General features: G+C 68.5%; 17 protein-coding genes. 2 read left to right on the top strand and 15 right to left on the bottom strand.

What is annotated here, in order from left to right:
- Nucleotides 1–19: 19 nt before the first annotated feature.
- The 5 genes from ACCC97_RS07300 to ACCC97_RS07280 form a co-directional block, all read right to left on the bottom strand.
- Nucleotides 20–427 (bottom strand): Hsp20/alpha crystallin family protein, encoded by a 408-nt coding sequence (locus tag ACCC97_RS07300; protein ID WP_007832948.1) that lies wholly within the window; start codon nucleotides 425–427, stop codon nucleotides 20–22.
- Nucleotides 428–475: 48 nt separating this feature from the next.
- Nucleotides 476–913, bottom strand: a complete 438-nt coding sequence (locus ACCC97_RS07295; RefSeq protein ID WP_413331981.1) for an Hsp20/alpha crystallin family protein — start codon at nucleotides 911–913, stop codon at nucleotides 476–478.
- A 71-nt stretch (nucleotides 914–984) separates the two neighbouring features.
- On the bottom strand, nucleotides 985–1320 hold the full coding sequence (locus ACCC97_RS07290; protein WP_413331980.1) for a hypothetical protein: 336 nt from the start codon (nucleotides 1318–1320) through the stop codon (nucleotides 985–987).
- A 144-nt stretch (nucleotides 1321–1464) separates the two neighbouring features.
- Complete coding sequence (locus ACCC97_RS07285; protein WP_413331979.1) at nucleotides 1465–2133, bottom strand: phosphoribosyltransferase; 669 nt, start codon at nucleotides 2131–2133, stop codon at nucleotides 1465–1467.
- Between the two features lie 14 nt (nucleotides 2134–2147).
- Nucleotides 2148–2450: a hypothetical protein gene (locus ACCC97_RS07280; RefSeq protein WP_007832939.1), complete on the bottom strand. Its 303-nt coding sequence runs from the start codon at nucleotides 2448–2450 to the stop codon at nucleotides 2148–2150.
- A gap of 226 nt (nucleotides 2451–2676) precedes the next feature.
- On the opposite strand from ACCC97_RS07280, the gene ACCC97_RS07275 reads away from it, so the two are divergent.
- A complete protein-coding gene (locus tag ACCC97_RS07275; RefSeq protein WP_007832938.1) occupies nucleotides 2677–2829 on the top strand; it encodes a hypothetical protein in 153 nt (50 codons plus the stop codon).
- 338 nt (nucleotides 2830–3167) lie between these two features.
- Here the strand turns inward: ACCC97_RS07275 and ACCC97_RS07270 are convergent, their stop codons facing one another.
- On the bottom strand, nucleotides 3168–5081 hold the full coding sequence (locus ACCC97_RS07270) for a PAS domain S-box protein (protein ID WP_413331978.1): 1914 nt from the start codon (nucleotides 5079–5081) through the stop codon (nucleotides 3168–3170).
- A gap of 83 nt (nucleotides 5082–5164) precedes the next feature.
- Nucleotides 5165–5944, bottom strand: coding sequence for a metallophosphoesterase family protein (locus tag ACCC97_RS07265; RefSeq protein ID WP_413331976.1), 780 nt, complete (start codon nucleotides 5942–5944; stop codon nucleotides 5165–5167).
- 153 nt (nucleotides 5945–6097) lie between these two features.
- Between ACCC97_RS07265 and ACCC97_RS07260 the strand changes: the two genes are divergently transcribed.
- Nucleotides 6098–6946, top strand: a complete 849-nt coding sequence (locus ACCC97_RS07260; protein WP_413331975.1) for a nucleotidyltransferase — start codon at nucleotides 6098–6100, stop codon at nucleotides 6944–6946.
- Between the two features lie 21 nt (nucleotides 6947–6967).
- Here the strand turns inward: ACCC97_RS07260 and ACCC97_RS07255 are convergent, their stop codons facing one another.
- From ACCC97_RS07255 to ACCC97_RS07220, 8 genes are all read right to left on the bottom strand, one after another.
- Complete coding sequence (locus ACCC97_RS07255; protein ID WP_413331974.1) at nucleotides 6968–12106, bottom strand: malto-oligosyltrehalose synthase; 5139 nt, start codon at nucleotides 12104–12106, stop codon at nucleotides 6968–6970.
- A complete protein-coding gene (treZ, locus tag ACCC97_RS07250) occupies nucleotides 12096–13958 on the bottom strand; it encodes a malto-oligosyltrehalose trehalohydrolase (RefSeq protein WP_413331973.1) in 1863 nt (620 codons plus the stop codon). Before treZ ends, ACCC97_RS07255 begins: the two co-directional genes overlap by 11 nt.
- Nucleotides 13959–13974: 16 nt before the next feature.
- On the bottom strand, nucleotides 13975–16137 hold the full coding sequence (gene glgX, locus ACCC97_RS07245) for a glycogen debranching protein GlgX (RefSeq protein WP_413331972.1): 2163 nt from the start codon (nucleotides 16135–16137) through the stop codon (nucleotides 13975–13977).
- Nucleotides 16138–16887 carry a mechanosensitive ion channel family protein gene (locus tag ACCC97_RS07240; protein WP_413331971.1) on the bottom strand — a complete coding sequence of 250 codons (750 nt, stop codon included), beginning with the start codon at nucleotides 16885–16887 and terminating at the stop codon, nucleotides 16138–16140.
- Between the two features lie 33 nt (nucleotides 16888–16920).
- On the bottom strand, nucleotides 16921–20223 hold the full coding sequence (gene treS, locus ACCC97_RS07235) for a maltose alpha-D-glucosyltransferase (protein ID WP_413331970.1): 3303 nt from the start codon (nucleotides 20221–20223) through the stop codon (nucleotides 16921–16923).
- Nucleotides 20224–20238: 15 nt separating this feature from the next.
- A complete protein-coding gene (locus ACCC97_RS07230; RefSeq protein WP_413331969.1) occupies nucleotides 20239–22281 on the bottom strand; it encodes an alpha-1,4-glucan--maltose-1-phosphate maltosyltransferase in 2043 nt (680 codons plus the stop codon).
- A complete protein-coding gene (gene glgB / locus ACCC97_RS07225; protein ID WP_413331968.1) occupies nucleotides 22278–24170 on the bottom strand; it encodes a 1,4-alpha-glucan branching protein GlgB in 1893 nt (630 codons plus the stop codon). Before glgB ends, ACCC97_RS07230 begins: the two co-directional genes overlap by 4 nt.
- 266 nt (nucleotides 24171–24436) lie before the next feature.
- Complete coding sequence (locus ACCC97_RS07220) at nucleotides 24437–25348, bottom strand: formate dehydrogenase accessory sulfurtransferase FdhD (RefSeq protein WP_413331967.1); 912 nt, start codon at nucleotides 25346–25348, stop codon at nucleotides 24437–24439.
- Nucleotides 25349–25437: the final 89 nt, after the last annotated feature.

Below are 25437 nucleotides of genomic sequence, written 5' to 3'. Positions count from 1 at the left end.
GGGGACGCCGTGCAAGCCCTCAGGCGGCCTGGATCTCGATGCGCCGCGCCTTCGCGTGCGCAGCCTTGGGAATCCGCAGCCGCAGCACGCCCTGCGCCAGTTCGGCGGTGACGTTCTGGGTGTCGAGCTCCTTGCTCAGCGTGAACACCCGCCTGAACCTCGCGAGGCCCACCTCCGTGTGGCTGGAGTTGAGGCCCTCGGGCGTTGTCAGGCTGGACTCGGCTTCGATGGTCAGCGTCGCGGCTTCCACGTGGAGGTTCAGCCTGTCGCGGCTCACGCCGGGCAGGTCGGCGTAGAGCGTGATGCCGCCGCTGTCCTCGATCACGTCGACGGCCGGCGTCAGCGCAGCCTCGGCATGGCGAGACGAGTCCTTCTGTGCGAGCTTGCCCGGTTCGGCGGCCGACGAGGCCTGGAGATCGCGTTTCATGGTGTGGCTCCTTTCGTTCGGTTCGTTCGGGATTCCTCCTCCGGCTCGCTACTGGATGGCGATCCGGCGCGGCTGCGCGGACGCGCGCCGCTGGACGGTGATGTGCAGCACGCCATCGCTCATGCGGGCGTTCACGGCGTCGGGGTCGGCGTCTTCCGGCAGCGTCATGACGCGGCGGAATGCGCCTTCGAAACGCTCGTTGATGTGCACCGCGGCCTTGTCGCCTTCCTCGGGGAGCGCGCTCTTGCGCTCCCCGGAGATGGTCAGCAGGCCGCGCTCGAGGTTGACCTCGAGCGCAGAGGGGTCCACGCCCGGCGCGAACGCATAGATTTCCAGCGTCTGCGGGGTGCTGCCCACGTTCAGCGCGGGGAAGCCGTTCCAGGCAATGCCGCGGATGGAGGGAGACAGGTCGAAAGCCTGCTGCACGTCGCGCTGCAGGCGGTCCATCTCCGCAAAGATGTCGCGAGGAAACAAGGATCGATACATGGCGAAACCTCCGTAAGAAGTTGAATGCAGAAACAACGAAAAGCCGGCGGCGTGCCCCCGTGCTCCAGGCGCTACTGGAGCCTGCTCGATTCGCGCTGGGCCGGGGGCGGCGCCGTCGGACCGGCGCGCGCGAGCGTCTTGATTCGCGGCATCCGCAAGCGCCAGCGCGGCGGGCGGGTCACCGGATAGTCGAACTTCGCCAGTTCTTCCCGCCCCTTGCTGGTGATGGCGAGCACCTGCGCCGCGGACGGTGTGCCCGCAAGCGCGATGGGGTCGGAGGGCGACGGCACCAGGGCCACTACGAGGCCCGCGGCCCGAAGCAGCCGGACCTTGTCGATGTCCTCCGTCCGGTAGAAGGACACGGGCAGGCGGGAGGTGGCGATTTGCCTCAGCAGGTTCATGGTCATTTGAGTGCCTCCTTTTCGGTTTGACCAGGTTCCAACGGAAGTCAACATAGTTTCACTCGCCAGGATTTCAAGAGGGGAAATCGACAGCCGATCTTCAGTGTCAGTGCGCCGCGTTTTCGCTGTCTCCTTCCTCATGAAGGTCGCTCATGGACGGCTCCACGAAGCCAGGGTGTCGCGCACCTCGTCGTCACTGGGCGGATCGAAGACGCCGTACCACGCGCCCACGGCGTGGAAAGGATCGGGCATGCGCATGCAGACCACCTCGTCCGCACGCGAGCCCATGCGCTCGAGGTCGCTGCGGCCCGCGAACTCGCTCGCCGTCGCGGGCTGCGCCAGCGCCTGGCACGCCGTGGCTTCGCCGACCGGCACCGCGGCAACGACTTTCGCCGCGCCGAGCGACCGCGCCGCGATGATCGCGGCGCGCATCGACAGGCCGGTGGCGAGGCCGTCGTCGACCAGGATGACGGTCTTGCCGCCCAGGTCGCAAGGCGCCCGGCCGCCGCGGTAGGCGCGTTCACGGCGCGCCAGCTCCCGCTGCTCGCGTTCGAAGACGAGCGTCAGGTCGGCCCAGGGCTCGCCGGTCACGCGCACGCCGCCCGCGGCGATCGCCCCGGCCGCATATTCCTCGTGGCCGGGAAGCCCCAGCTTGCGCACCACCATGATGTCGAGCGGGAGATTCAATGCCCGTGCGACTTGCGCACCGACAGGCACGCCGCCGCGCGGCAGCGCCAGCACGAGCGCATCCTGCGCGTCGCGGTACTGGCCGAGCAGCGCCGCGAGCTGGCGGCCTGCATCGACGCGGTCCCGGAACATGGTCGGCCTCCCGCCTATGAGCGGCCTCGCCGCAAGGCCGGGTCGCTGGGCGAATTGGTCGGCGACAGCTGTTCGGCCGGCGGCCCGAGCAGGCCGCTGTCGCCGCCCTTGGCGTGCGTGGTGCCGCCGCTGCGCACCTTGTAGCGGCCGGAATAGATCTCGTCGTCGTCGAAGTTCAGCGGTGCGGTGTCGGGGGTGCCGCCGCTTTGTACCGCGCCGCGCGACGGCGGGTTGTCGTCGTGGGGGCCGATGGCGTCCTGCACCGGGGCGCCGGCCTGGCGGCTTTTCGTGGCTGCGGGCTTGTGCGTCGTTTTCATGGTTCGTTCCTTTGCGCGATGGAGACCGGAAACAGGCCTCTAGAGTTCGGGTTTCGACCTTGCAGCGCAGGTCCGCTGTGGGAGCGGCCAGGCAGCGAATGTAGGAACAGAAACCCTTGTCGCGTGCCGCCGCACTCGCGCTCCCTCAGAGCGAAGTGAACCCGTCCGACAGACGGCCGGCGCCGGCGGCGCAGATTGGTCCTGCCAAGTGAAAAAGGAGCGCGCAATGATCCGGAAACTCGCTTCGGGCGAATACCGCCTGTATTCCCGCAAGATCGATCCCAAGACGGGCAAGCGCCGCAACCTGGGCACCTTCGCCTCGCAGGAGCAGGCCCGGCAGCACGAGCGCGAAGTCCAGTACTTCAAGCGCCACCACTGAAGAGCCCGCGTGTCGCGAAGGAACGGGACCTCGCGCCACGGAGCCGGGGCGGGCCGGCAGCTCACAGCATGAACGAATCCCGGCTGCGCGCGGCGGGGCCTGCCTCGCTCGCGCTGCCTTCATCGTCGGCGGTAGCGATGCGCAGGCGGGCGCGTTCGTGCCTGCGGATGAGATCGCCGCACCGTTCGCGGTCGGCCGTATCGGCGGGCGGGTCTTCGCCGCAGTCGATGAGGAACTGCGACTCGTCGAAGCTGAGGCCGTGCAGGATCTCCTGGTCCCGCGAATTGAGGGCGAGCAGGTTTTCGCTCGATAGCTGGGCGCGCCGCCGGGCTGCCGGTTCAGGTCCTGGCGGCGTAGATCTGGTCGAGCATCGAGCCCAGCCGATCGAAATCCACCGGCTTCGTCAGATGGGCGAAGAAGCCGGCTTCGAAGCTGGTGTCGCGGTCGCTGGGCTGGCCGTAGCCGGTGATGGCGATCAGCGCGGGCGGATTGATCAGGTCGGCGCGCAGGCGCTTGGCAACGTCGTGGCCGTTCATGCCGGGCAGCCCGATGTCCAGCAACACCACGTCGGGCCGTTTCGCCTTGACGGCTTCTATCGCGGCAAAACCATCGTGCTCCACCGAGCACGAGTAGCCCAGCGATTCCAGCAGCAGTGCCAGGGTTTCCGCCGCATCGCGGTTGTCGTCCACGACCAGCACCAGCCTTTCGCCCTCGCCGCGTTCGGTCGGCCGCGGCATGTCGGGTGTGGGCGCCGCCGGCAGGCGCACCACGAATTCGCTGCCCTCCCCCGCGCGCCCGGTGCTGAACACGCTGACGTAGCCGCCATGAAGCTGCGTCAGCTGCTGCACCAGGCTCAGGCCCAGCCCGAGCCCGCCGCGCGTGCGCGCCAGTTCGTTTTCGCCTTGCACGAAGAGTTCGAAGACCCTCTCGAGATCCTTGCGCGGGATCCCCGGGCCGTTGTCCTTGACGCTGATCTCCGCTTCCGAGGCGTTGGCACCGTGGGTGCCGAGGCGGATCGCGATGCGCCCGCCGTCGGGAGTGAACTTGGACGCGTTGTGAGCCAGGTTGCCGATGACCTGGATCAGCCGCGCCCTGTCGCCCGTGACCCAGGGATCGGCCCCGTCGACCTGCAGTTCCAGGACCTGCGACTTCAGCGCCATGGCAGGGCGCATGGCCTCCACCCCTTCGACGACCACTTCGCGAAGCCGCACCGGCTTGGCTTCCAGGTGGATGCGCCCGCTCGTGATCCGGCCCACGTCCAGCAGGTCGTCGATGAGCCGCGTCATCTGCCTGAGCTGGCGATCGATGATGCCGCGCGTCCTGTTCAGCACCAGCGAGCCCGTCTCCTCGCGCTTGAGAAGCTCCAGCGCGTTGGAGATGGGCGCGAGCGGGTTGCGCAGCTCATGGCCCAGCATTGCAAGGAAGGTGGTCATGCGCCTTCCCTCGTCCTCCAGCGTGATGATGCGGCGGCGCTCGGTGAGGTCGCGGGTGACCTTGGCGAATCCCTTGTGCTGCCCGGCGGCGTCGTAGATGGCCGTGATCACCACGCTGGCCCAGAAGCGGGTTCCATCCTTGCGCACGCGCCAGCCTTCGTCTTCGAAGCGCCCCTCGCGCAGCGCGTTGGCCAGTTCCTCGGCGGGCCATCCGCGCGCGGCGACATCGGGCGGATAGAACTTCGAGAAGTGCTGGCCGATGATCTCGTGTGCCTTGTAGCCCTTGTTCTTCTCCGCGCCGAGATTCCAGCTGACCACGTGGCCGCCGGGGTCGAGCATGAAGATCGCGTAGTCCTTCACGCCCTCGACGAGCAGGCGGAACCGTTCCTCGCTGGCGCGCAGCGCATCTTCGTGCTTTCGCCGGTCGCTGTGATCGCGAATGATCTTGGAATACCCGCGCGTGGCGCCGTTGGCGCCTGGCAGGCGGGTGATGACGATGTTGGCCCAGAAGCGCGTGCCGTCCTTGCGCAGGCGCCAGCCCTCGTCCACGAAGCGCCCCTGCTTGCCGGCCTGCGCCAGCTCCTCGTCGGGCAAGCCGCGCGAGAGCGTCTCCTGCGGATACAGGACGGAAAAATGGCGCCCCAGGATGTCGGCGCCGTCGTAGCCGCTGAGCTGGCGTGCCCCGGCGTTCCAGCTCACGATGTTGCCGTCCGGGTCCAGCAGGATGATGGCGTGATCGGTGAGGCCGTCGACCATCTGGCGATAGTCGGCATCGGTCAGGGAGGCGACGGACAACCCGGGCTGTTCGCTGGTTTTCATCGGTTCAGCAGGCATGTCTGGCCCCGGCTCGTGGAGTCTTGCAAGTGTGGTCCATTGCACTTGAACAGCCCGTGGGAAGATTCCTACTCCGGAGCGGAAGCCGAGGCCTCCTCGGCCGCTTCGCGCGGCAGTTCGTACAGGAAGAATGGCGGCACGCCGGGCCGGCTGCGCTGCAGCAGGGGCTTGGCAACGTTGTAGACCGGCACGCCGTTGATGGTGCGCGCCTCGAGCGTGCCCCGGTGCGCGTGGCCGTGGAACACCGCGTCCATCGGGTAGCGCAGCAGCGGCTCCTCCAGCCGGCTGCTGCCCAGGAAGGGAAAGATCTCCACCGGCTCGCCCTGCACCGTGCCGGCGGTGGGCGCGTAGTGCAGCAGCGCGATGCGGCGCCGCGTGCGCAGCTTGGCCAGCGCCGACTCCAGCTTCATCGCCTCGTTCAGCGCCTCCTGCACGAACAGCTTGATCGCCGGCTCGCCCCAGGCGCCCAGCGAGCCGCGCCCGAAGCCACCGGCAAAGCCCTTCACGCCGGCGATGCCCACGCCCTCGATCTCGCAGGCCGAGCCATCGAGCACGCGGACGCCGGCATGCATCAGCGCACCGGTCACCGCCTCGGGCGTGCCGGACTCGTAGTCGTGGTTGCCCAGCACGGCGACGATGGGGATGTGGATCGCACCCAGCTCCTCGACCAGCACTCGGGCCTCCTCGGCCGTGCCGTAGTCGGTGAGATCGCCACACAGCAGCAGCGCATCGGCCTCGTCGGCGGCCTGGGCGAAGAGGCTGCGCAGCGTGCCGGCGGAGTCCTTCTGGACATGAATGTCGCCGACGGCGGCAAACCGGATGTGGGAGGACGATTTGGGATTGGGCATGGCGACGCGGCTCGATGAAGGCGAGCGCCAGAATGTGCCGCGCCGCGGTTCGCCGTCATCGGCCCCATCCCGCAGCGGCTGTAGGCGCATGCCGACGTTCGATGGGGCCCTTTGCTCCGGGCCGCCGCCTGTGGCCAGCCCTAGCTTGCATGCATGTCGCCCTTCACCGCGCTCGCGCCTTCGCTGGAAGAAGAAGTCGACCCCCACGTGGCCGATTTCTATCGGCAGACCTTGCGCGCCTTGAACGGTGCGGGCATTCCCTTCCTGGTGGGCGGAACCTTCTCGCACGCGTGCTACACGGGCATCCGCCGCTCGACCAAGGACCTCGACCTGTTCATCCACCGCGAGGACTACGAACGCATCGCGCAGCTCATGCAGCGGCACGGCTGGCGCACCGAGCTGACCCATCCGCACTGGCTGGCCAAGGTGTACGACGGCCCCGAGTTCATCGACCTGATCTTCAATTCGGGCAACGGCGTGACGCCGGTGGACAAGCGCTGGTTCCGCGGCAACTGCCGCGCCGAGATCCTGGGCGTGCCGGTGCTCATCGCCAACGCGGAGGACAGCCTGCTGTCCAAGGCCTTCATCATGGAGCGCGAGCGCTACGACGGCGGCGACATCGCCCACCTGCTGGAGGCCAATGCGCAGCGGCTTGACTGGGTCAGCCTGCTCGAGCGCTTCGGCCCGCACTGGCGGGTGCTGCTGGCCCACCTCACGCTGTTCGGCTACATCTACCCCGGTCAGCGCCATCACATTCCGGACTGGGTCATGTCCCGGCTGATGGAACGCCTGGCCGATGAAATGCGCGAGCCGCCGGCCACGCACGAGAACGTGTGCGCCGGCACCCTGCTGTCGCGCGAGCAATACATCCACGACGTGGAGCGGCTGGGCTACGTGGACGGACGCCTCACCGGCGCGAGCAGCATGACGGCCGAGGACGTGGCGTTGTGGACCGCAGACATCCACGCCAGGAAGCCGCATTGCACCGCGGGCGGGCCGTAGCCTGCGCAGTTGCGTCGGGGTTCATGCGGTGCGGGCAGCCACCAGCGCCGCCCACGGCATGCGGCGGAAAGCCACGTCGAGGCTCACGGTGCCGCCAGCGGCCGCCGCGGGCTCGCCGGTCAGCACGTTCTTCAGCACGCCCCCGTCGTGGCCTGCGGGAAGCCGCACCGCCGTGCCGCGCCACCTCGCCGCATCGGGCAGGGCCGGGGCATGGTCCATCGCTTCCCGATGCGGAAGCCCGACGAACAGCCGGCTCGCCACGATCACGAGCATGCGGTCGCCATGCAGCCGCCCGAAAGCCACGACGTGCCTCGACAACGGCCCCTCGACCTCCAGCGGTTCGTAGCTGCCCTCCTGGAACAGCAGCGGCTGCTGCCGCCGCAGCGACAGCAGCCGCCAGATGAACCAGAGCTTCGCGCGGCCGTCGTGCGGGGCCGCCGCCAGCGCACCGACCCGCTCGGCAAGAGCGTCGCCCTCGGCCACGGCATGCAGCTCGTCGAGGCGCTGCTGGCGCAGCGCGTAGTCGACCGGGCGCCGGTTGTCCGGATCGACAAGGCTCAGCTCGATGAGTTCGCTGCCCTGGTAGAGATCCGGCACGCCGGGGGAGCCGTACTTGAGCAAGGTCAGGGTCAGGCTGTTCCACGCGCCGAACCACGCCAGCCTGTCCGCCATGCGCTGGATGTCGGACAGGCAGGCGCCTTCGCTCGGGTCGCCCAGGATCTCGCGCACGAAGGTCTCCAGCACCGCCTCGTAGTCGGCATCGGGATGGGACCATCGCGTGCGCAGCTTCGATTCGCGCGCGGCCTTCTGCATGTAGTGCCAGATGCGGTTGCTGTAGCCCGCGACTGCATCTGCGGCCAGCCCGCCCACCGGCAGGGTGCCGAGCAGCGTCTGGTAGAGCAGGTATTCGTCCGCGCGCGAGGGAGCCTCGCCGCCGGGCAGCTTCCTGTGCGCGCCGCGGCACTGCGCGTGCCATCGCGCCAGCGCGTGCATCCATTCATCGGGCATCTCGGACAGCACGTCGATCCGGTTGCGCACGTCCTCCGAGCGCTTGTTGTCGTGCGTCGAGGTGGCCAGCATCGTGTGCGGCCAGCGCAGCGCGCGATCGGCGCTGAGCGCGTGGAATTCCTCGACCTCGATGCCGAAGCGGTCGGGCTCGCCGCCCACTTCGTTGAGCGAGCAGAGCGGAAAGTAGCGGTAGAACGCGGTGTCCTCCACGCCCTTGGCCGCCACCGGCGCGCTGAACTGCTGGAAGCGCCGCGCGAAGTGGCGCGCCCGTTCGCCCAGTGCCGGCGCGGCCTGGACGGCCTCTCCCCGCAGTGCGCTGCGCACGAAGAGGAAGATCGAGCGGTCGGCATCGCCGCTGCTGCGGGCGGCCGCGTCGACGGCTTCGTCGATGACCCGCTCGTCCTGTCCCGAGAGGCCATCGACGATGTAGGTGCGATACACCGGCATGCACGAAGCCACGCCCGCGAGGGCCCGGCGCAGCGCGTTGAGCGTGTAGTCGCGCGTGCTGCGGTCGGCGCGGGCGATGCGCAGCAGCTCGGTGGCCAGCACGTTGAGCTCCGACGCCAGCGCGTTGCGCATCACCTCCCGCCGGCCCGACCGCGCCACTGCGGCAAAGTCCTGCGTGTCGCCGGTGAAGCGCTGCCAGGCGTGGAGAACATCCGACTCGGCTGCCGTATCGACCAGCACGCCGTTGGCAACGTTGGCGAAGCGATAGCCCGTGGTCCCGTGCACGTGCCAGGTCTCGGGCACTTCCTCGTTCGCGCCCGCGATCTTCTCGGCCACCACGTACAGCGGCCGCGCGGGCCGCCCTTGCGCGTCGGCAGCCGGCAGCATGAGGCCGGCACGGCGCGCATAGCCCTCCTGCAGCTTGCGAAAGTAGCCGGCGGGGTCGTAGAGCCCGTCGGGGTGGTCGATGCGCAGGCCGTCCACCGCCCCGGACGCAGCCAGCTCGAGCACGAACGACTGCGTGGCCTCGAACACCTCGTCGCGCTCGATGCGGATGGCGGCCAGGTCGTTGATGTCGAAGAAGCGCCGGTAGTTGATCTCGTCGGCTGCCATCCGCCAGTGCGCGAGCCGGTAGGCCTGCGCCTCGATCAGCCGGTGCAGTGCGTCGCGCGCTTCCGGCAAGGCGAGGTTCAGCTCCGCCACCGACGCCTGGATCGCCTGCGCCACCGCGGGGCGCCGCCGCACGAGCAGCGCAAGCCGCGCCTTGAGCAGCTCCTTGTCGCGCACACGTTCCGCGCGTTCTTCCGGCGACGCCGCATTGCGTCCGGGCAGGTGGCCGAACGCGGTGGCAAGGCTTGCGAGATGCCCGGAGGCGGTCGCATCGCCGAGCCGCGCGAGCGCCCGGTGCAGCACCGCCGGATAGCTCTCCGGCGCGAGCGGAAAGCGGTGATCGAAGTAGCGGATCGCCAGGCTGCCGGCCGCATCCTCGAAGCGAAGGATCAGTTCACCGTTTTCCAGCACCTCGCCATAGTGCCCACCGAGCACGGGCAGCAGCACCCTGCCGGCAAGCTCCACGTTGAGCGGTTGCCAATCGATGTCGAAGTGCTGAGCGAACAGCGAGGCTGGGCCGTTTTCCAGCACGTCCATCCACCATGCGTTGTCGGCGCCGAACACGCCCATGTGGTTGGGCACCATGTCCAGCAGCTGGCCAAGGCCATTGGCCTTCAGTGCGGCAACGAAGCGCGCGAAGCCCTCGGCGCCGCCCAGCTCGGGGTTGATCTCCGCGTGCGCCACCACGTCGTAGCCATGCATGCTGCCGGCGCGCGCCCGCTGGATCGGCGAGCAGTACACGTGGCTCACGCCGAGCCTTGCGAGATACGGCAGCACGCGGATCGCCTCGTCGAAGCCGAAGTCCTTGTGGAGCTGCAGCCGGTAGGTGGCGCGCGGCACGCGGGTCTGCAGGCCCGGCGATGCCGCGTGTTCGACAACGCGCGGCCTCTGGGCACGCAGCAACCGGCCGAGGCCGCGCATGCGTTCGCCGCCGGCCAGCGCCGTGCTCGAGACGGGCAGCTTGCGCCGCCAGTTGGGATGCGTATCGACCGTGCCCGGCATGTTGGCCTGGGCGACCACCTCCGCCACGTCTTCGAGCTGGACCAGCATCAGCGCCGACGGCGAGGCCGCCAGGAATGCATGCGCCGCTTCCACGATGCGGCCGGTCGGCATCGCAAGGCCGGCGGCCTGCGCCATGTCTTCGCGCGACAGCAGGCCGGCCCGCAGCATCGCGTGCATCAGCTGCATGCGCTCGTGCGCCCGGTCCGTCAGCTGTTTGTCGAAGATCGCCGGATCGGGGAACAGGCCAAGCGCGAGGCGCTCCCGAAGGTCTTGCGCCGTCCACCAGCCCGCGAAGGTCGCAAGGTCGTGCGTGCTGACCGCGGCCAGCGCGGCCGGCGGATAGGCGGCGGGCGGCTTGAATCCGCCGCCCTGCGGCTCCTTCTCGAAATACAGCAGGCGATAGGACAACACGTCGGCACGCAAGAGCGCGTCGCGCAACGCGTCGTCGACCGTGCCCAGGTCTTCGCCCACCACCATGCAGCGGTGCCGGTGGCTCTCTATCGCCACCACGGCCAGCATCTCGTCCAGCGCGTAGTGGACGTAGGCGCCCTCCTTCGCATCGCGCCCGGGCGGAATCCAGAACAGGCGCATCAGGCCCATCACGTGGTCGATGCGCAATGCACCCGCGCCACGCATGCCGGCACGCAGCGTGTCGATGAAGTAGCGGTAGCCCTCCGCGCGCAGGCGGTCGGGGCGCAATGGCGGCAGGCCCCAGCCCTGTCCCGCAGGGTTGAACTCGTCAGGCGGCGCACCGATGCTGGCACCTCCGGCAAGGCCCTGCTGCAGGGCCCAGGCATCGGAACCGGCGCGGTCGACCGACACCGCCAAGTCCACGTACAGGCCAACACCCATGCCGAGCGCGCTGCAGCGCGCGGCGGCCGCAGCCAGCTGGCGGGCGGCCAGCCACTGGAGGTACTGGTGGAACTGCACGCGCTGCGCATACACCACCGCGAATGCACTCACCTCGGCGGAATCCGGGTCCTGGTAGGCACTCGGCCACGCGTGCCAGTCCCACGCGCCCCCTTCGTGCGCGAGGAAGTGGGCTTGCAGCGCTTCGAAAAGAGCGTGCCGGCGCAGCGCCTCGCCACGCTCCGCGACGAAGGCCATGAACTCCTGGCCCGTTTCGTCGGGCGGCCCTTCGGACGGCAGATGGCGCTCGCAGAAATGGCTGAACAGCAAGGCGAGCACTTCGAACTTCGCGGCAGCCACGCCGGGGTAGTCCACCAGGGGCGTTGCGCGCAAGGCGGCAAGGCGCGACTGGAAATCGGGCGAATGCACCCGCTCGCGGGCCGGCGCGCAATCGGCGAAATCCGGCACCGCCTCCACGTCGATGTAGAGCGCATTGAGCTGCAGGCGGGACGAAGGGCTGTAGGGACTCGCGTGCTGCGGGGTACTGGCGAACAGGGCGTGCAGCGGGTTGAGGCCGATGATGTCGGCGCCCTGCGCCGCCATCTGCACGGCCAGTTCTTCGAGATCGCTGAAGTCGCCGATGCCCCAGTTGCGCGGCGAGCGCAGGCTGTAGAGCTGTAGCGACACGCCCCACGCGCGGCCGCCGTCGCGCACCACGGGGGGCCGGTAGCAACGGCCCGGCGAGACCAGCACCAGCGTCTCGCCGCGCAGGCCTTCGCCTTCGATGCGCAGCCTGCAGTAGCCTGCTTCGAGGCTCGATGGGAGGTGCAGGACGCGCTCGCACACATGCCCGCCGCTTTCGATGCGGCCGGTTTCGGGCAGCGCCCCGGCATCCGCTTCGCCCTGCCGCGCACGGCCTTGTTCGTCGATGAGCTCCCATCGAAGCCGGCCCGTCGAAGCCGGCAGCCGCAGCGGCACCTGCCACCCGCGGCTCGACGCCTGCACGGCCACGGCCGGCGGCAGCACCTCGGCGCTGCGCGCGCGGTGTGCCGCCTCGAGGGCGTGGGCCGCGTCGGCCGCATCGCCGATGTGCATGCCGAACTCGGCGAGCAGCGCAATCAGGCTCGGCGCGGAAACCTCGCGACGAACGCCGAATGCGTCGACATAGCCGGTGTCAATGCCGAAGTGCTCGCACAGCCGCCCAAGTTCGCCTGTGACGCCGTGGTGGTGCGGTTCATGCGCCATGCAGCTCTTCCAGCGTCACATGCACCGCGCCGCGTGCGCAGCGCAGGCTGCCCTGGCAATCGGCCGTGCCGTCGCTATGGATCACGGCGCCCGGCGGCGGCTCGACGCCATCGGCCGGCTGCGAACCGAAATGAGCGAGCAGGTACAGCCGCGCCCCAGGCTGGCCATGTTGCAAGGGCCCCAGGCTCCACTGCACCCGGAGCAGGCCGTTCTCGCAGCGGTAGCTGCCCGCGCCTGCGGTACCGGCGAGCCACGGCACCACGAAGCGCTGGCGCAGGCGCAGCAGTTGCGTCACCTCGCTGAGCCTCGCGAAATGCGCGCGCGCGCCGCGCTCGCGCCAGTGCAGCTTCGACGCGAGAAAGGTCGATTCGGCGTTGGGGTCCGGAATGCGCGCGCGGGCTGCCTCATCGGCAAACGCCGCGAAACCGCCGAACTCCGAACGCCGCCCGTCGGACACCGCCGCCGCCAGCTCGGGGCCGAAGTCGCAGAAATACTGGAACGGCGTGGAGGCGGCGAACTCGTCGCCCATGAAGAGCATCGGCACATGCGGGCACAGCAGCAGGCAAGCCATCGCCGCGCGCAGCAGCACCGGATCGCCGAGCGCGTGGATGCGCTCTCCGAATGCGCGGTTGCCGACCTGGTCGTGGGTCTGAAGGAAGGAAACGAACGCCTGTGGCGGCAGCCGCGTGCTCGGCTCGCCGCGCCGATCGCCCTGGCGGAAGAGCGAGGGCTGCCCCTGATAGACGAAGCCCTCGGCCAGCGCCTGCGCGAAACGGCAGACCGGGTCGTCGGCATAGTCGGCGTAGTAGCCATCGCGCTCGCCGGTGGCCAGCACGTGCACCGCGTGGTGCAGGTCGTCGTTCCACTGCGCCGTTGCCGCGACCGGCAGGCCGTGGTCGTCGCGTACCAGCATCGAGGCCTGGTTGGCATCGTTCTCCACCACCAGGTGGATGTGGCGCTCGCGGGCGGGGCCGGCGTCCAGCGCCTCGCGGATCTCGCGCACGATGTGCGGCCGCGTTTCGTCGTGGATCGCGTGGACGGCGTCCATGCGCAGGCCGTCGAAGCGGAACTCCTCGATCCAGTAGAGCGCGTTGTGCAGGAAGAAGTCGCGCACGGTGCGCGAGCCCGGTCCGTCGAAATTGATCGCGGCGCCCCACGGCGTCCGGTGCCCGGGGTTGAAGAACTCGGGACAGTAGGCATGCAGGTGGTTGCCCTCCGGGCCGAAGTGGTTGTAGACCACGTCCAGCAGCACCATCAGGCCGAGCGAATGCGCGGCATCGACCAGCGCCTTGAGATCGTCCGGCGTGCCGTAGGCGGCGTCCGGGGCGAACGGCAGCACGCCGTCGTACCCCCAATTGCGCCGGCCCGGAAAGTCGGCCAGCGGCATGAGCTCGATGGCGGTGATGCCGAGTTCGGCCAGCTCGCCGAGCCGTTCCCGCGCCGCATCGAAGGAGCCCTCCTGCGTGAAGGCGCCGACGTGCAGTTCGTAGACCACCGCCTCCTCCCACGGGCGGCCGCGCCAGGCGTCGTCGGTCCACCCGAAGCGGTGTGGGTCCATCACGGCGCTCGGGCCGTGCACGTCGTCGGGATTGAATCGCGAGGCCGGATCCGGCACGCGCGAGCCGTTGGCCAGCAGGTAGCTGTATCGGTCGCCGTGCCCTGCCTGCGGCACCAGCAGCCGATGCCAGCCGCGGTGGTCGCGCTCCATCGGCCTGGAGACCGCGCCGCCCCCGGCGGCGCGGTGTTCGAGCACGACGGACGGCTCCGAAGGCGCCCAGAGGGCGAACTCCACCCCGCCACCCCCCGCCTGCACGGTGGCGCCGAACGGCATGTGGTGCGAACGGGTGCTCATGGGATGCCTCCGGGGTTCATGGCCTCATGCCGGGCCGGTTCAACACCGCGAGCGAGCGGCATTGCAGGGGGTAGGCCGGCTGCGTCCACGCCGGGGCCGGCGTGGCGGCGTCGACGGTGGCGAGCGGCGGCGCGCTGCCGGCGGTGTCGACCAGCAGCCGCCAGGCCCCATGCGGGGTCGCCGGCAGCGTGAAGGGAATCTCGTCGTGGTGGGCGTTGAACAGCACCAGGAAATCGTCGTCGTGCTGCGCCTCGCCGCGCGGCCCGCGGTCGACGATGCCGCCGCCGGGGATGTACATCGCGATGCAGCGCGCGTTCGCGTCGTTCCAGTTCTCGGGCTGCATCTCCGTGCCGTCGGGCTTGAGCCAGTGCACGTCGGTCACGCTCTCGCCTTCCGCCGGCCGGCCCGCGAAGAACGAACGGCGCCGGAACGATGGATGCGCTCGGCGCAGCGAGATCATGCGTTCGACGAAGCTCGTGAGCGCCGAACTCTCCGGCGAGGGCATCCAGTCGAGCCAGCCGATCTCGTTGTCCTGGCAATAGACATTGTTGTTGCCCTGCTGCGTGTGGCCGCGCTCGTCGCCCGCCAGCAGCATCGGCACACCCTGCGAGAGCAGCAGCGTGGCCAGCAGGTTGCGCTTCTGCCGCTCGCGCAGCGCGAGCACTTCGGGGTCGTCGGTGGGGCCCTCGGCGCCGCAGTTCCACGAGACGTTGTGGTTGTTGCCGTCGCGGTTGTCCTCGCCGTTGGGCTCGTTGTGCTTATCGTTGTACGAGACGAGGTCGTGCAGCGTGAAGCCGTCGTGCGCGGTCACGAAGTTGATGCTGGCGGTGGGCTTCTTGCCGGACCAGCCGTACAGGTCCTCGGAGCCGGTGACGCGCCTGGCCATCTCGCCGAGCAGGCCGCCATCGCCCTTCCAGAATCCGCGCATGCCGTCGCGGTACTGGTCGTTCCATTCGGCCCAGCCGAGCGGGAAGTTGCCCACCTGATAGCCGCCGTGGCCCAGGTCCCAGGGCTCGGCGATGAGCTTCACGCGGTTGAGCGTCGGGTCCTGGCGGATCGCGTCGAAGAAGCCGCCGAGGTTCTCGACCTTGCCCGACTCGCGCGCCAGCGCCGAGGCCAGGTCGAAGCGGAAGCCGTCGACGTGCATCTCCTCGGCCCAGTAGCGCAGCGAGTCCATCACCAGCTGCAGCGCGTGCGGGTGCTCCAGGTTCACGGTGTTGCCGCAGCCGGTGAAGTCGTCGTAGTAGCGGCGGTTGTCGGCGTTGGCGATGTAGTAGGAGGCGTTGTCCACGCCGCGCATCGACAGGGTGGGTCCGAGCTGGTTGCCCTCGCAGGTGTGGTTGTAGACCACGTCGAGGATCACCTCGATGCCTGCCGAATGCAGCGTCTTCACCATGGTCTTGAACTCCTTCACCTTGCCCGAGGCGCTGTAGCGCGTCTCGGGCGCGAAGAAGGCCAGCGTGTTGTAGCCCCAGTAGTTCTGCAGGCCGCGCTCGGCAAGGTGCCGGTCGTTGAGGAAACTGTGCACCGGCAGCAGCTCCACCGTGGTCACGCCCAGGCGCTTGAGGTAGTCGACCACCGGCGCGCAGCCCAGGCCGGCGTAGGTACCGCGCAGCGCGGGCGGCACGTCGGGGTGCGTCATGGTGAAGCCGCGCACATGCATCTCGTAGATCACCATGTCCTGCCACGGCACGAGGGGGCGGCGGTCGTCTCCCCAGGTGAAGGCGGTCTCGAGCACGCGGCCCTTGGGCATGAGCGGCGCACTGTCGCGGCGATCGAAGGAAAGGTCCTCGCGCTTGCTGCCCACGGTGTAGCCGTAGAGCGCGTCGCCCCAGCGCAGCTCGCCCGCCAGGTCCTTCGCATACGGGTCGACCAGCAGCTTGTTGGCGTTGAAGCGGTGCCCATCCTCCGGCTTGTAGGGGCCGTGCACGCGGTAGCCGTAGGCCTGGCCGGGGCGCGCCTCGGGCAGGTAGCAATGCCATACGCCGTCGGTGCGTTCGCGCATCGCGATGCGCTGCAGCTCGTGGCGTCCGCGCTCGTCGAACAGGCACAGCTCGACGCCGCTCGAATGCTGCGAGAACAGGGCGAAATTGACGCCCCCTCCGTCCCAGGTGGCGCCGCGCGGATACGGTCGGCCGGGCCAGACGGCCGTGATCGACGGATTGGGTTTTCGTGTCATTCAGTGCGGCAGGCGATCATTGCCGGGACGCGGGGTGGAACTGTCGACAGTGGTCACGTTCGGCGGCGGCGGCTTGCCGCCCCTGATCTGCCTCGGCCACCAGTGTTCGATCTGCGCCTTCGCCCAGTCCTTGCCTGCCAGTCCGAAGGCCAGGGCGAGCGCGAAGACCACGCCGGCGAGGATCACGAGGAAGCTCTCGCGCACGATGTCGCCGCCGACCTTGATCTGGTCGAGCGCGATCAGGATCACGAAAGCCATCACCGCGTACTGCGCCACCTTGCCGAAGAGGGCCGCGTCCTGCATCTGGATGCCGCGGAAGTAGCTCGACACCGCATCGCCCACGAAGCGCGCGAAATAGGAGCCGAAAGCCAGCACCAGCAGCGCCACGAACACGTTCGGCACGAACCAGACGATGCGCCCGAGCAGGTCGGCGATGTAGCTCAGCCCCATGCCGTTGAAGGCGATGAGCAGCGAGGCGAAGATCACCAGCCAGTACGCGAGGATGCCGAACAGGCTGCTGGTGTCCCCCGCGAGCCCGCCCTGGCGCAGGAAGTTGTCGAGCCCCGCGCGCTCGGTCAGCACGTTGAAGTTGACGGCGCGCAGCGCCCTGGTCACCGCGAAGCGCACCGCCTTGGCGACCAGCCAGCCGGCGATGACCACGACCACCGCGATCAGCAGGCGCGGCACGAAGGCGCCGACCTGGTAGAGGATGGCGCGCAGCGGCTCCAGGTGAATGCCGAAGTTTTCCATGGTGTGAGCTCCCTTGGGGTTGCGTCGACAACGTCAGGCGCGGGACGGTTGGATGAGCGCGAGCACGCCTTGCAGCGGCACCTGCGCCCAATCGACACGGTTGTCGAGTTCGTAGCGCAACTCGTAAAGGGCTTTCTCGAGTTCGAACAGCGCGAGCAGTTCGCCGTCGAGCGCCCCGCCGTAGCCCGCCAGGAAAGCTTCGCGTGTCGCCTGCTCCCACGCGACGGCCGGGGCGGCCAGCCGCTCGGCTTCGTCGGGGTTCTGCGCCACCCGGCGCAGCGCCGACCAGCGCGCGTAGTTGAACGAGCGCAGCATGCCGGCCACGTCGCGCAGCGGCGAGCTCTTGGTGCGTCGCTCCTCGAAGCTGCGCGCGGGCTCGCCCTCGAAATCGATGATGACGAAGTCGTTGTCCTTCACCAGCACCTGGCCGAGGTGGTAATCGCCGTGGTAGCGGCTCTTGATGCCGGTGCCTTCCACCGGCCGTCTCGCCTCGATGCCGGCCTGCAGCGTGCCGGACACCGCGAGCAGCGTGCGTGCGTCGGCCTGCACCGTGGGCGGCAGCAGGTCGAGCCGTTCGCGCAGCAGCGCGAGCGTTGCCTCAGCGTCGCTCGCGGCATGGGCCCTGAACCCGGCGAAGTCGGCAGACGCCAGCGGCTCGGGGTCGAATGCGGCGGCGCCCGTGCGCACGGCGAGCGCCTGGTGCAGCTCGGCCGTGCGGCGGCCCAGCGTGGCCATCAGCGCGAGGAAGCCGCCGTGCACCTCCGACACGGCGGGCGCGCCGCCGTCGGTGGTGGCCACGTCGCGCAGGAAGCGCTCGAGGTAGCCGAGCGTGTAGTCCCAGCCGTCGCCCTGGTTGGACACGTAGCTCTGCACCATGGCGAGCGTGATCGTGCGGCCGTCGTTCGCCATGTACTCGAGCGCGCCGAGCACCGGCACGCAGTGCGGGTAGCGCGCCACCTCGGTCAGGAAGCGGCCCATCTCCAGCTCGGGGTTGATGCCTTCGCGCACGTGCCGATAGCCCTTGAGGAACAGGGTCTCGTCCAGCGTGACCACCGTGTTGCTGCTCACGCCGCTCGGGCGGCCCACAGGCAGCGCGTCGATGTCGGCGCCGACTTGCGCGAAGGCCGCCGTCGGCTTGAAGACCAGCCTGCCGTTCGCCGTCGCAAGCTCGGTCCCCTTGCCGATGGCACGCACCAGCTCGCGGCAGAAGGCCTCGTCGTAGAAGGCGTCGCCCATCAGCCCGACCTGCGCCTGCTGCCGCACCTTCGCGATCGCGGCCTGCGCCACGCCGGCCATGCGCTCCTCGTCGCGCTCTTCCCACGCCAGCGCGAGCGGCATGAAGTAGGCGGGGCCGCCGGGCGGGCCGTCGAGGTCCAGCAGCGGCAGCATCCAGCTCAGGCCGCCGACCTCCCACACGGCATGGTCCACCAGCCGCGCGCGCCCGATGGCCGTTCCCTTGGAGGCATACCAGCGCTGGATCTCGATGTGGCGCGGCAGGATCTCCAGCTCGAACTGGTTGCGCATGCGTTCGGCCATGTTGATGCGCCAGGGCATCACGCGGTCGCGGAAGAAGCTGGTCCAGCCGTCGAACAGCACCAGCGTGGGCCACTCCTGCAGCGCCACGCCTTCCTGGTGCCAGCTCGGCGCATCGGCCTCGGCGGCGAGCTTGAACCAGTAGAAGCCGTACGAAGCCAGCGTGAGCAGGTACGGCAGCTCGCCGATGGGCGGGAACGGTGCGCGCCCCAGCATCTCGATGGGCACGAAACCCTTGAACTCCGACAGGTCCAGCTCCACCGGCTGGGCCGCGCGCGACAGGTTGAACACCGTCAGCACCACGTCGCTGTCGTACTCGCTCAGGTAGGCCAGGATCTTGCGGTTGCCGGGCTTCAGGAAGCGGCGCCTGCCGCGCCCGAAGGCGTGGCTGGTCTTGCGCACAGCGAGCATGCGCCGGGTCCAGTTGAGCAGCGAGCTGCTGTCGCGCGCCTGGGCCTCGACGTTGAGCGCCTCGTAGCCGAACATCGCGTCCATGATCGGCTGCAGGTAGAGGCGCTGCGGGTCGGCGCGCGAGAAGCCCGCGTTGCGGTCGGGGCTCCATTGCATCGGGGTGCGCACGCCATTGCGGTCGCCCACGAACACGTTGTCGCCCATGCCGATCTCGTCGCCGTAGTAGATGATGGGCGAGCCCGGCATGGACAGCAGCATGCCGTTCATGAGCTTCACGCGATCGGGGTCGTTCTCCATCAGCGGCGCGAGCCGGCGGCGGATGCCCAGGTTGATGCGCGCGCGCATGTCGGCGGCGTACATGGTGTACATGTAGTCGCGCTCCTTGCTGGTCACCATCTCGAGCGTCAGCTCGTCGTGGTTGCGCAGGAAGATGGCCCACTGGCAGCCCTCGGGGATGTCGGGCGTCTGCGCCATGATCTCGACGATCGGGTGCCGGTCTTCCTGTGCGATGGCCATGTACATGCGCGGCATCAGCGGGAAGTGGTAGGCCATGTGGCACTCGTCGCCGTCGCCGAAGTACTCGCGCACGTCCTCGGGCCACATGTTGGCCTCGGCCAGCAGGAAGCGGTTGCGGTACTGCGCATCGATGGCCGCGCGCAGCCGCTTGATCACCGCATGGGTCTCGGGCAGGTTCTCGTTGCTGGTGCCGTCGCGCTCCACGAGGTAGGGAATGGCGTCGAGCCGGAAGCCGTCCACGCCCATGTCGAGCCAGAAGCGCATGGTCTTGAAGATGGCTTCCATCACCGCCGGGTTGTCGAAGTTCAGGTCGGGCTGGTGGCTGAAGAAGCGGTGCCAGAAGTACTGCTTGGCCACCGGGTCCCAGGTCCAGTTCGACGTCTCGGTGTCGGTGAAGATGATCCGCGTGCCCTGGTAGATCTGGTCGGTGTCGCTCCACACGTAGAAATTGCGCTCGGGCGAGCCGGGCGGTGCGAGCCGCGCGGCCTTGAACCAAGGGTGTTCGCTCGAGGTGTGGTTGATGACCAGCTCGGTGATCACGCGCAGGCCCCGCTTGTGCGCCTCGGCCAGCATCTCGCGGAAGTCGTCGAGCGTGCCGTACTGCGGGTGCACGTCCTCGTACTCGGAGATGTCGTAGCCGTCGTCGCGCAGCGGCGAGGGGTAGAAGGGCATCAGCCAGATGGTGTTGACGCCCAGCTCCTTCACATAGTCGAGCTTGGCGGTCACGCCCTTGAAGTCGCCCATGCCGTCGTTGTTGGAGTCGAAGAAGGCCTTGACGTTGAGCTGGTAGATCACGGCGTCGCGGTACCACAGCGGATCGTCGCTGTTGTCGATCTCGACGGTTTCGAGTGCGATGTGCGAGACGGGTGCATTCATGGGCCGGCGACCTCCTCACAGGAAATAATCGAAGTCGCGCTCGTCGCCATGGCGCCGGCGGACCACGAAGATGTGTGCGGGCACGCTGCGCGGATCGAGCCGCACGTAGTGCCAGTCGCCCTGCCAGGTGAAGCGCTGGCCGCTCAGCAGGTCGTGCATCTGGAAGGCCCGCGAGGAAGGAACGCCGACGCTGCCGGGTTCTAGCCCGAGCCAGCCCGACTGCGGCTCGTGCGGATCGAGGTTGACGACGGTGACGATCACGTTGAGGCCGTCCGGCGATTCCTTGGCATAGGCCAGCAGCCGGTCGTTGTCGATGTGCAGGAAGCGCAGGCTCCGGTCCCGCTGCAGCGCCGGGTTCTCGCGGCGGATGCGGTTCACCCGCGCGATGAAGGGGGCGAGGCTCGCGGGATCGTCGTGGTTCCAGTGGCGCAGCTGGTACTTCTCGGAATCGAGGTATTCCTCGCTGCCGGGTCCGCGCGGCAGGTGCTCGCGCAACTCGTAGGCCGGCCCGTAGATGCCGTAGTTGGCCGCCAGGGTGGCCGCCAGCACGAGCCTGGCCATGAACACCGCGGGCTCGCCGGTCTGCAGCTGCTCGTGCAGGATGTCGGGCGTGTTGGGCCAGGCATTCGGGCGGAAGTAGTCGATGCCGGGGGCGCTCGAAAGCTCGGTGAAGTACTCCTGCAGCTCCTGCTTGGTGTTGCGCCAGGTGAAGTAGGTGTACGACTGCGAGAAGCCCAGCTTCGCGAGCCGGTGCATCACCTTGGGCCGCGTGAAGGCCTCGGCAAGGAAGATGGTGTCGGGGTGTTCGCGCTTCACCTCGCCGATGGCCCACTCCCAGAACGGGAAGGCCTTGGTGTGCGGGTTGTCCACCCGGAAGATGCGCACGCCCTCCCCGATCCAGTGGTCGATCACGCTCTTGAGCTCGGCCCACAGTTCGCGCCATTCCTTGCACTCGAAGTTGAACGGATAGATGTCCTGGTACTTCTTGGGCGGGTTCTCGGCGTATTGCACGCTGCCGTCCGGGCGCCAGCGGAACCAGTCGGGATGCTCCTTCACGTAGGGATGGTCGGGTGCGCACTGGAAGGCGATGTCGAGCGCGATCTCGAGGCCGTGTTCCGCGGCGCGTGCAAGCAGCCGCCGGAAGTCTTCGGGCGTGCCGAGCGCCGGAAGGATCGACTTGTGCCCGCCTTCTGCCGCCCCGATGGCCCATGGGCTCCCCACGTCTTCGGGGCCGCTGGCGAGCGCGTTGTTGGGGCCCTTGCGCTGCACGCGGCCGATCGGGTGGATCGGCGGGAAGTACAGCACGTCGAATCCCATCGCCGCGATGGCCGGCAGGCGTGCTTCGACATCCTTGAAGGTGCCGTGCACGCCCGGCTGGGGACTGGTGGAGCGCGGGAACAACTCATACCAGGTGCTGAAGCGCGCGCGCTCCCTGTCGACGGCCAGCGGCAGCTCGATGGGGTAGCGCGCCTCATGCCGCCTGTCGGGATGGCGGCGCACGAGCGCGGCATATTCCTCGTCGAGCGCCAAGGCCTTGAGCGAACCGATGTCGCAGCCGGGATCGGCCGCCATGGCATCGAGCTCGGTCGCCCAGCGCTGCAACTCGACGCGGTCGGTACCCTCCGCCCGCGCGGCGGCGGCGGCGATTTCGAGCGCACCGATCTGGGCCGCGATGCGCACGTCCGCGGGATCGACGCGCCGCGTGAGTTCGTGGTGCCACGAGTCGAAGGAATCCACCCACGCAACGCAGGTGTAGACGTAGCGACCGAGGGACGGCGGCGAGAACGCGGCCTCCCACACGTCGTTGCCGAGCGGCTTCATCGGTACTTCGCGGAAGTCGGCCTGCTCGTGCGCGCGCCAGCACAGCTGCACCCGCAGCACGTCGTGCCCGTCGGTGAAGCAATGGGCGCGAACCCGGACCCGCTCGCCGACGACGCACTTGACGGGAAACCGCCCGTTGTCCACGCATGGCAGGACGGCATCGATCACGGCGCGCACGGCGCCCTTCTCGATGTCTGCCGCCGCGGGTACGGGACGCGTCGCAAAGATGTTCTTCATGAGGCGCTGTGCTCCAGGATCAGCGTGGACAACGGCGGCAGCGTCAGGCACACCGATTGCCTTCGGCCGTGCGAACGCACGGGGGCCGCTTCGACGCCCCCGAAATTGCCCCAGCCGGAGCCGCCGAATTCGGTGGCGTCGGTGTTGATGAGCTCGCGCCAGTGGCCGCCGAGCGGCACGCCCAGCAGGTAGTTGGTGCGCGGCACCGGGGTCATGTTGCTCACGACGAGCAGCGGCGGACTGCCGTCGCTCGCCTTGCGCAGGAACGCGAACACGCTGGCGTCGGCATCGTCGGCAGCGATCCATTCGAATCCCGGCGACGAAAAATCCAGCTGATGGAGCGCGGGCGCGCCGCGGTAGACGTGGTTGAGCCGGGCCACCAGGCGCTGCAGCCCGCCGTGCCCCTGGAGCTCGCACACCCACCACTCGAGCTCGCCGTCGTGCGTCCATTCACGGCGCTGGCCGAATTCACCGCCCATGAAGAGCAGCTTCTTGCCCGGATGCGCCCACATGAAACCGAACAGCGCGCGCAGGTTGGCGAACTGCTGCCATTCGTCGCCCGGCATCTTGTTGAGCAGCGACCCCTTGCCATGCACCACCTCGTCATGCGAGAGCGGCAGCACGAAGTTCTCGTGAAAGGCGTACACCAGCGAGAAGGTCAGCTTGTGGTGGTGGTACTTGCGATGGACCGGCTCTTCCGTCATGTACGCCAGCGCGTCGTGCATCCAGCCCATGTTCCATTTCTCGCCGAAGCCGAGGCCGTCCATGTCGGTGGGCCGCGATACGCGCGGCCACGCGGTCGATTCCTCCGCCACCGTGATGGCGTCGGGGTGCTCGCGATAGACCGCCCGGTTCAGCGTCTGGATGAAATCGATCGCCTCCAGGTTCTCCCGGCCGCCGTGGCGATTGGGAATCCATTCGCCATGCCCGCGCGCGTAGTCGAGATAAAGCATCGAGGCGACGGCATCCACGCGCAGGCCGTCGACGTGGTACAGGTCGAGCCAGAACAGGCCGGAAGACACCAGGAAGCTGCGCACCTCGGGCCGGCCGTAGTTGAAGATGCTTGAATTCCATTCCGGATGGAAACCCTGGCGCGGATCGGCATGTTCATACAGGTGCGTACCGTCGAAATACGCAAGGCCGTGCTCGTCCGTCGGAAAGTGCGAAGGCACCCAATCGAGCAGCACGCCGATGCCCTGCTGGTGCAGGTGATCGACGAGGTACATGAAGTCCTGCGGCGAGCCGAAGCGCGACGTGGGCGCGAAGTAGCCGGTGGTCTGGTAGCCCCACGAGCCGTAGAACGGATGCTCGGTCACGGGCATGAGCTCCACGTGCGTGAAGCCCATCTCGTTCACATAGGCGGCGAGCTGGCGCGCGAGCTCCCGGTAGTCCAGGAACCGCCCGTCGCGGCGGCGCCATGAGCCAAGATGCACCTCATAGACCGACATCGGGGCGTCGAGCGCATTGCGCGAGCCGCGCGTGGACATCCACTGCGCGTCCGCCCATTCGTACGAAAGCTCGCAGATGCGCGATGCGGTCGCGGGTGGCGGCTCGGCACTGAAGGCGACCGGGTCGGCCTTGTCCACCGAGTAGCCGCCGTAGCGGGATCGAATGCGGTATTTGTAGGCCTGGCCGATGGTGGCATTGGGAGCATGGCCTTGCCATATGCCGGTGCCATCGGCACTGGGCCTCAGCGGATCGGCATCGCCGGACCAGTAGTTCCAGTCTCCCACTACCGACACCGACTCTGCATTCGGCGCCCACACGGCGAAATGGGCGCCGCCCTCTTTGGAGGGATGGCAACCCAGCACGTCATACAGGCGGGAGTGGGTCCCCTCGCGGAAAAGATGGACGTCTTGCTCGTTCTGGAGTGAATGATTCAACGGCACCGGCAACCCTCGGATTGAAGCCGGCGGAACGATGGTCAAGGAACGACGTCGGTTTCCGCAGGGCTTGGTGCCAATCTGCAGCGAGCCAAGGCAGCGCAGGTACGGCCTGCACCGCCTCGTCTTGTCGGAGAGTTGCCTGTTCGCCGGGGTTTCGCTTCGCGCAGCGTGCAGGACATTTGGCATAACGCCTGGTGCCCGGGGCGACGCCGCGCACTGGAAAGGGGCGCTCAGCGCGCAATCGGAATGATGGGCGGAGGCCTAATGACTTACTGCGCAGTCTTGTCCTGCGGCTGGTCGTGCGGCAGCGGCTCGGCATCGAAGCGCTCGAACCCGCAGTAGCAGAGAAAGTGGCGATTGGCGGCTCGGCCGAACAGCGTCATGCCGAGCTTGCCTGCCAGCTCGTGCCCCATCGCGGTGACGCCATTGCGCGAGGCGATGATCGGCACACCCATGTGGGCCGACTTCATCACCATCTCGCTCGTCAGACGCCCTGTCGTGTAGAAGACCTTGTCGCCACCGTCGACGCCATGGACCGCCATCCACCCTGCGATGGTGTCAATGGCGTTGTGCCTTCCGACGTCTTCCACGAACACCAGCATGTCGGTTCCGCGGAACAGCGCACAGCCGTGCACCGACCCTGCGTGCCGATGCACGCTGTTGCGCGATCTCATCAGTTCGAGAATCCGCAGCAGCGTGCCTTGGGCGATGCGTGCCGCTTGCGCCGGCGGCAGGCGGACGGAGGCGAGCTGGGCCATCGCATCGCCGAAAACGGTGCCTTGTCCGCAACCTGTCGTCACGACCCGGCGCGCGGTCTTCTCCCCGAGTCTGGCGACGCCGCGATGCGACTTCACGGCGGCCGCATCCACGCTCCAGTCGACATCGATGCTCTCGATGTCGCTTGCGCGCTGGATCAGGTCCTGATTCAGCAGATAGCCCAACACCAGCAGCTCCGGCGAGGCGCCCAAGGTCATCAGCGTGACGAGCTCGCGCTTGTCCACGAAAACGGTCAACGGCCGCTCCGCCGGAATATCGATGTCGCGCCGTTCTCCGTGCTGGTCGACGATCTCGATCCGGCGCAACAGCGGGCTGCGCGCCTGGTTCAGGCGAGGCGTGCCGGCACGCGTGGAGAGCTGTACCGCATCGAAGGCCAGCGGCGCTTCGTCTTCAGGTGGGGCCATGCAGGAATCCTACGCCACCGGACTGCCGCGACATGCCGGATCCGCGGGCCTCCCGTCGAAGGGGATACTTCTCGCAGGCTTTCGTGCCA

Source organism: Variovorax sp. Varisp85, from assembly GCF_047304045.1.
Classification (GTDB): Bacteria; Pseudomonadota; Gammaproteobacteria; order Burkholderiales; family Burkholderiaceae_C; genus Variovorax.
Note: the sequence above shows the minus strand (reverse complement) of the source record. Positions and strands in the feature narration are given on the sequence as shown.

Coding starts and splice junctions, on each gene's coding strand:
- ACCC97_RS07300 (WP_007832948.1), bottom strand. CDS start 427: ATGAAACGCGATCTCCAGGCCTCGTCGGCCGCCGAACCGGGCAAGCTC.
- ACCC97_RS07295 (WP_413331981.1), bottom strand. CDS start 913: ATGTATCGATCCTTGTTTCCTCGCGACATCTTTGCGGAGATGGACCGC.
- ACCC97_RS07290 (WP_413331980.1), bottom strand. CDS start 1,320: ATGACCATGAACCTGCTGAGGCAAATCGCCACCTCCCGCCTGCCCGTG.
- ACCC97_RS07285 (WP_413331979.1), bottom strand. CDS start 2,133: ATGTTCCGGGACCGCGTCGATGCAGGCCGCCAGCTCGCGGCGCTGCTC.
- ACCC97_RS07280 (WP_007832939.1), bottom strand. CDS start 2,450: ATGAAAACGACGCACAAGCCCGCAGCCACGAAAAGCCGCCAGGCCGGC.
- ACCC97_RS07275 (WP_007832938.1), top strand. CDS start 2,677: ATGATCCGGAAACTCGCTTCGGGCGAATACCGCCTGTATTCCCGCAAG.
- ACCC97_RS07270 (WP_413331978.1), bottom strand. CDS start 5,081: ATGAAAACCAGCGAACAGCCCGGGTTGTCCGTCGCCTCCCTGACCGAT.
- ACCC97_RS07265 (WP_413331976.1), bottom strand. CDS start 5,944: ATGCCCAATCCCAAATCGTCCTCCCACATCCGGTTTGCCGCCGTCGGC.
- ACCC97_RS07260 (WP_413331975.1), top strand. CDS start 6,098: ATGTCGCCCTTCACCGCGCTCGCGCCTTCGCTGGAAGAAGAAGTCGAC.
- ACCC97_RS07255 (WP_413331974.1), bottom strand. CDS start 12,106: ATGGCGCATGAACCGCACCACCACGGCGTCACAGGCGAACTTGGGCGG.
- treZ (WP_413331973.1), bottom strand. CDS start 13,958: ATGAGCACCCGTTCGCACCACATGCCGTTCGGCGCCACCGTGCAGGCG.
- glgX (WP_413331972.1), bottom strand. CDS start 16,137: ATGACACGAAAACCCAATCCGTCGATCACGGCCGTCTGGCCCGGCCGA.
- ACCC97_RS07240 (WP_413331971.1), bottom strand. CDS start 16,887: ATGGAAAACTTCGGCATTCACCTGGAGCCGCTGCGCGCCATCCTCTAC.
- treS (WP_413331970.1), bottom strand. CDS start 20,223: ATGAATGCACCCGTCTCGCACATCGCACTCGAAACCGTCGAGATCGAC.
- ACCC97_RS07230 (WP_413331969.1), bottom strand. CDS start 22,281: ATGAAGAACATCTTTGCGACGCGTCCCGTACCCGCGGCGGCAGACATC.
- ACCC97_RS07220 (WP_413331967.1), bottom strand. CDS start 25,348: ATGGCCCCACCTGAAGACGAAGCGCCGCTGGCCTTCGATGCGGTACAG.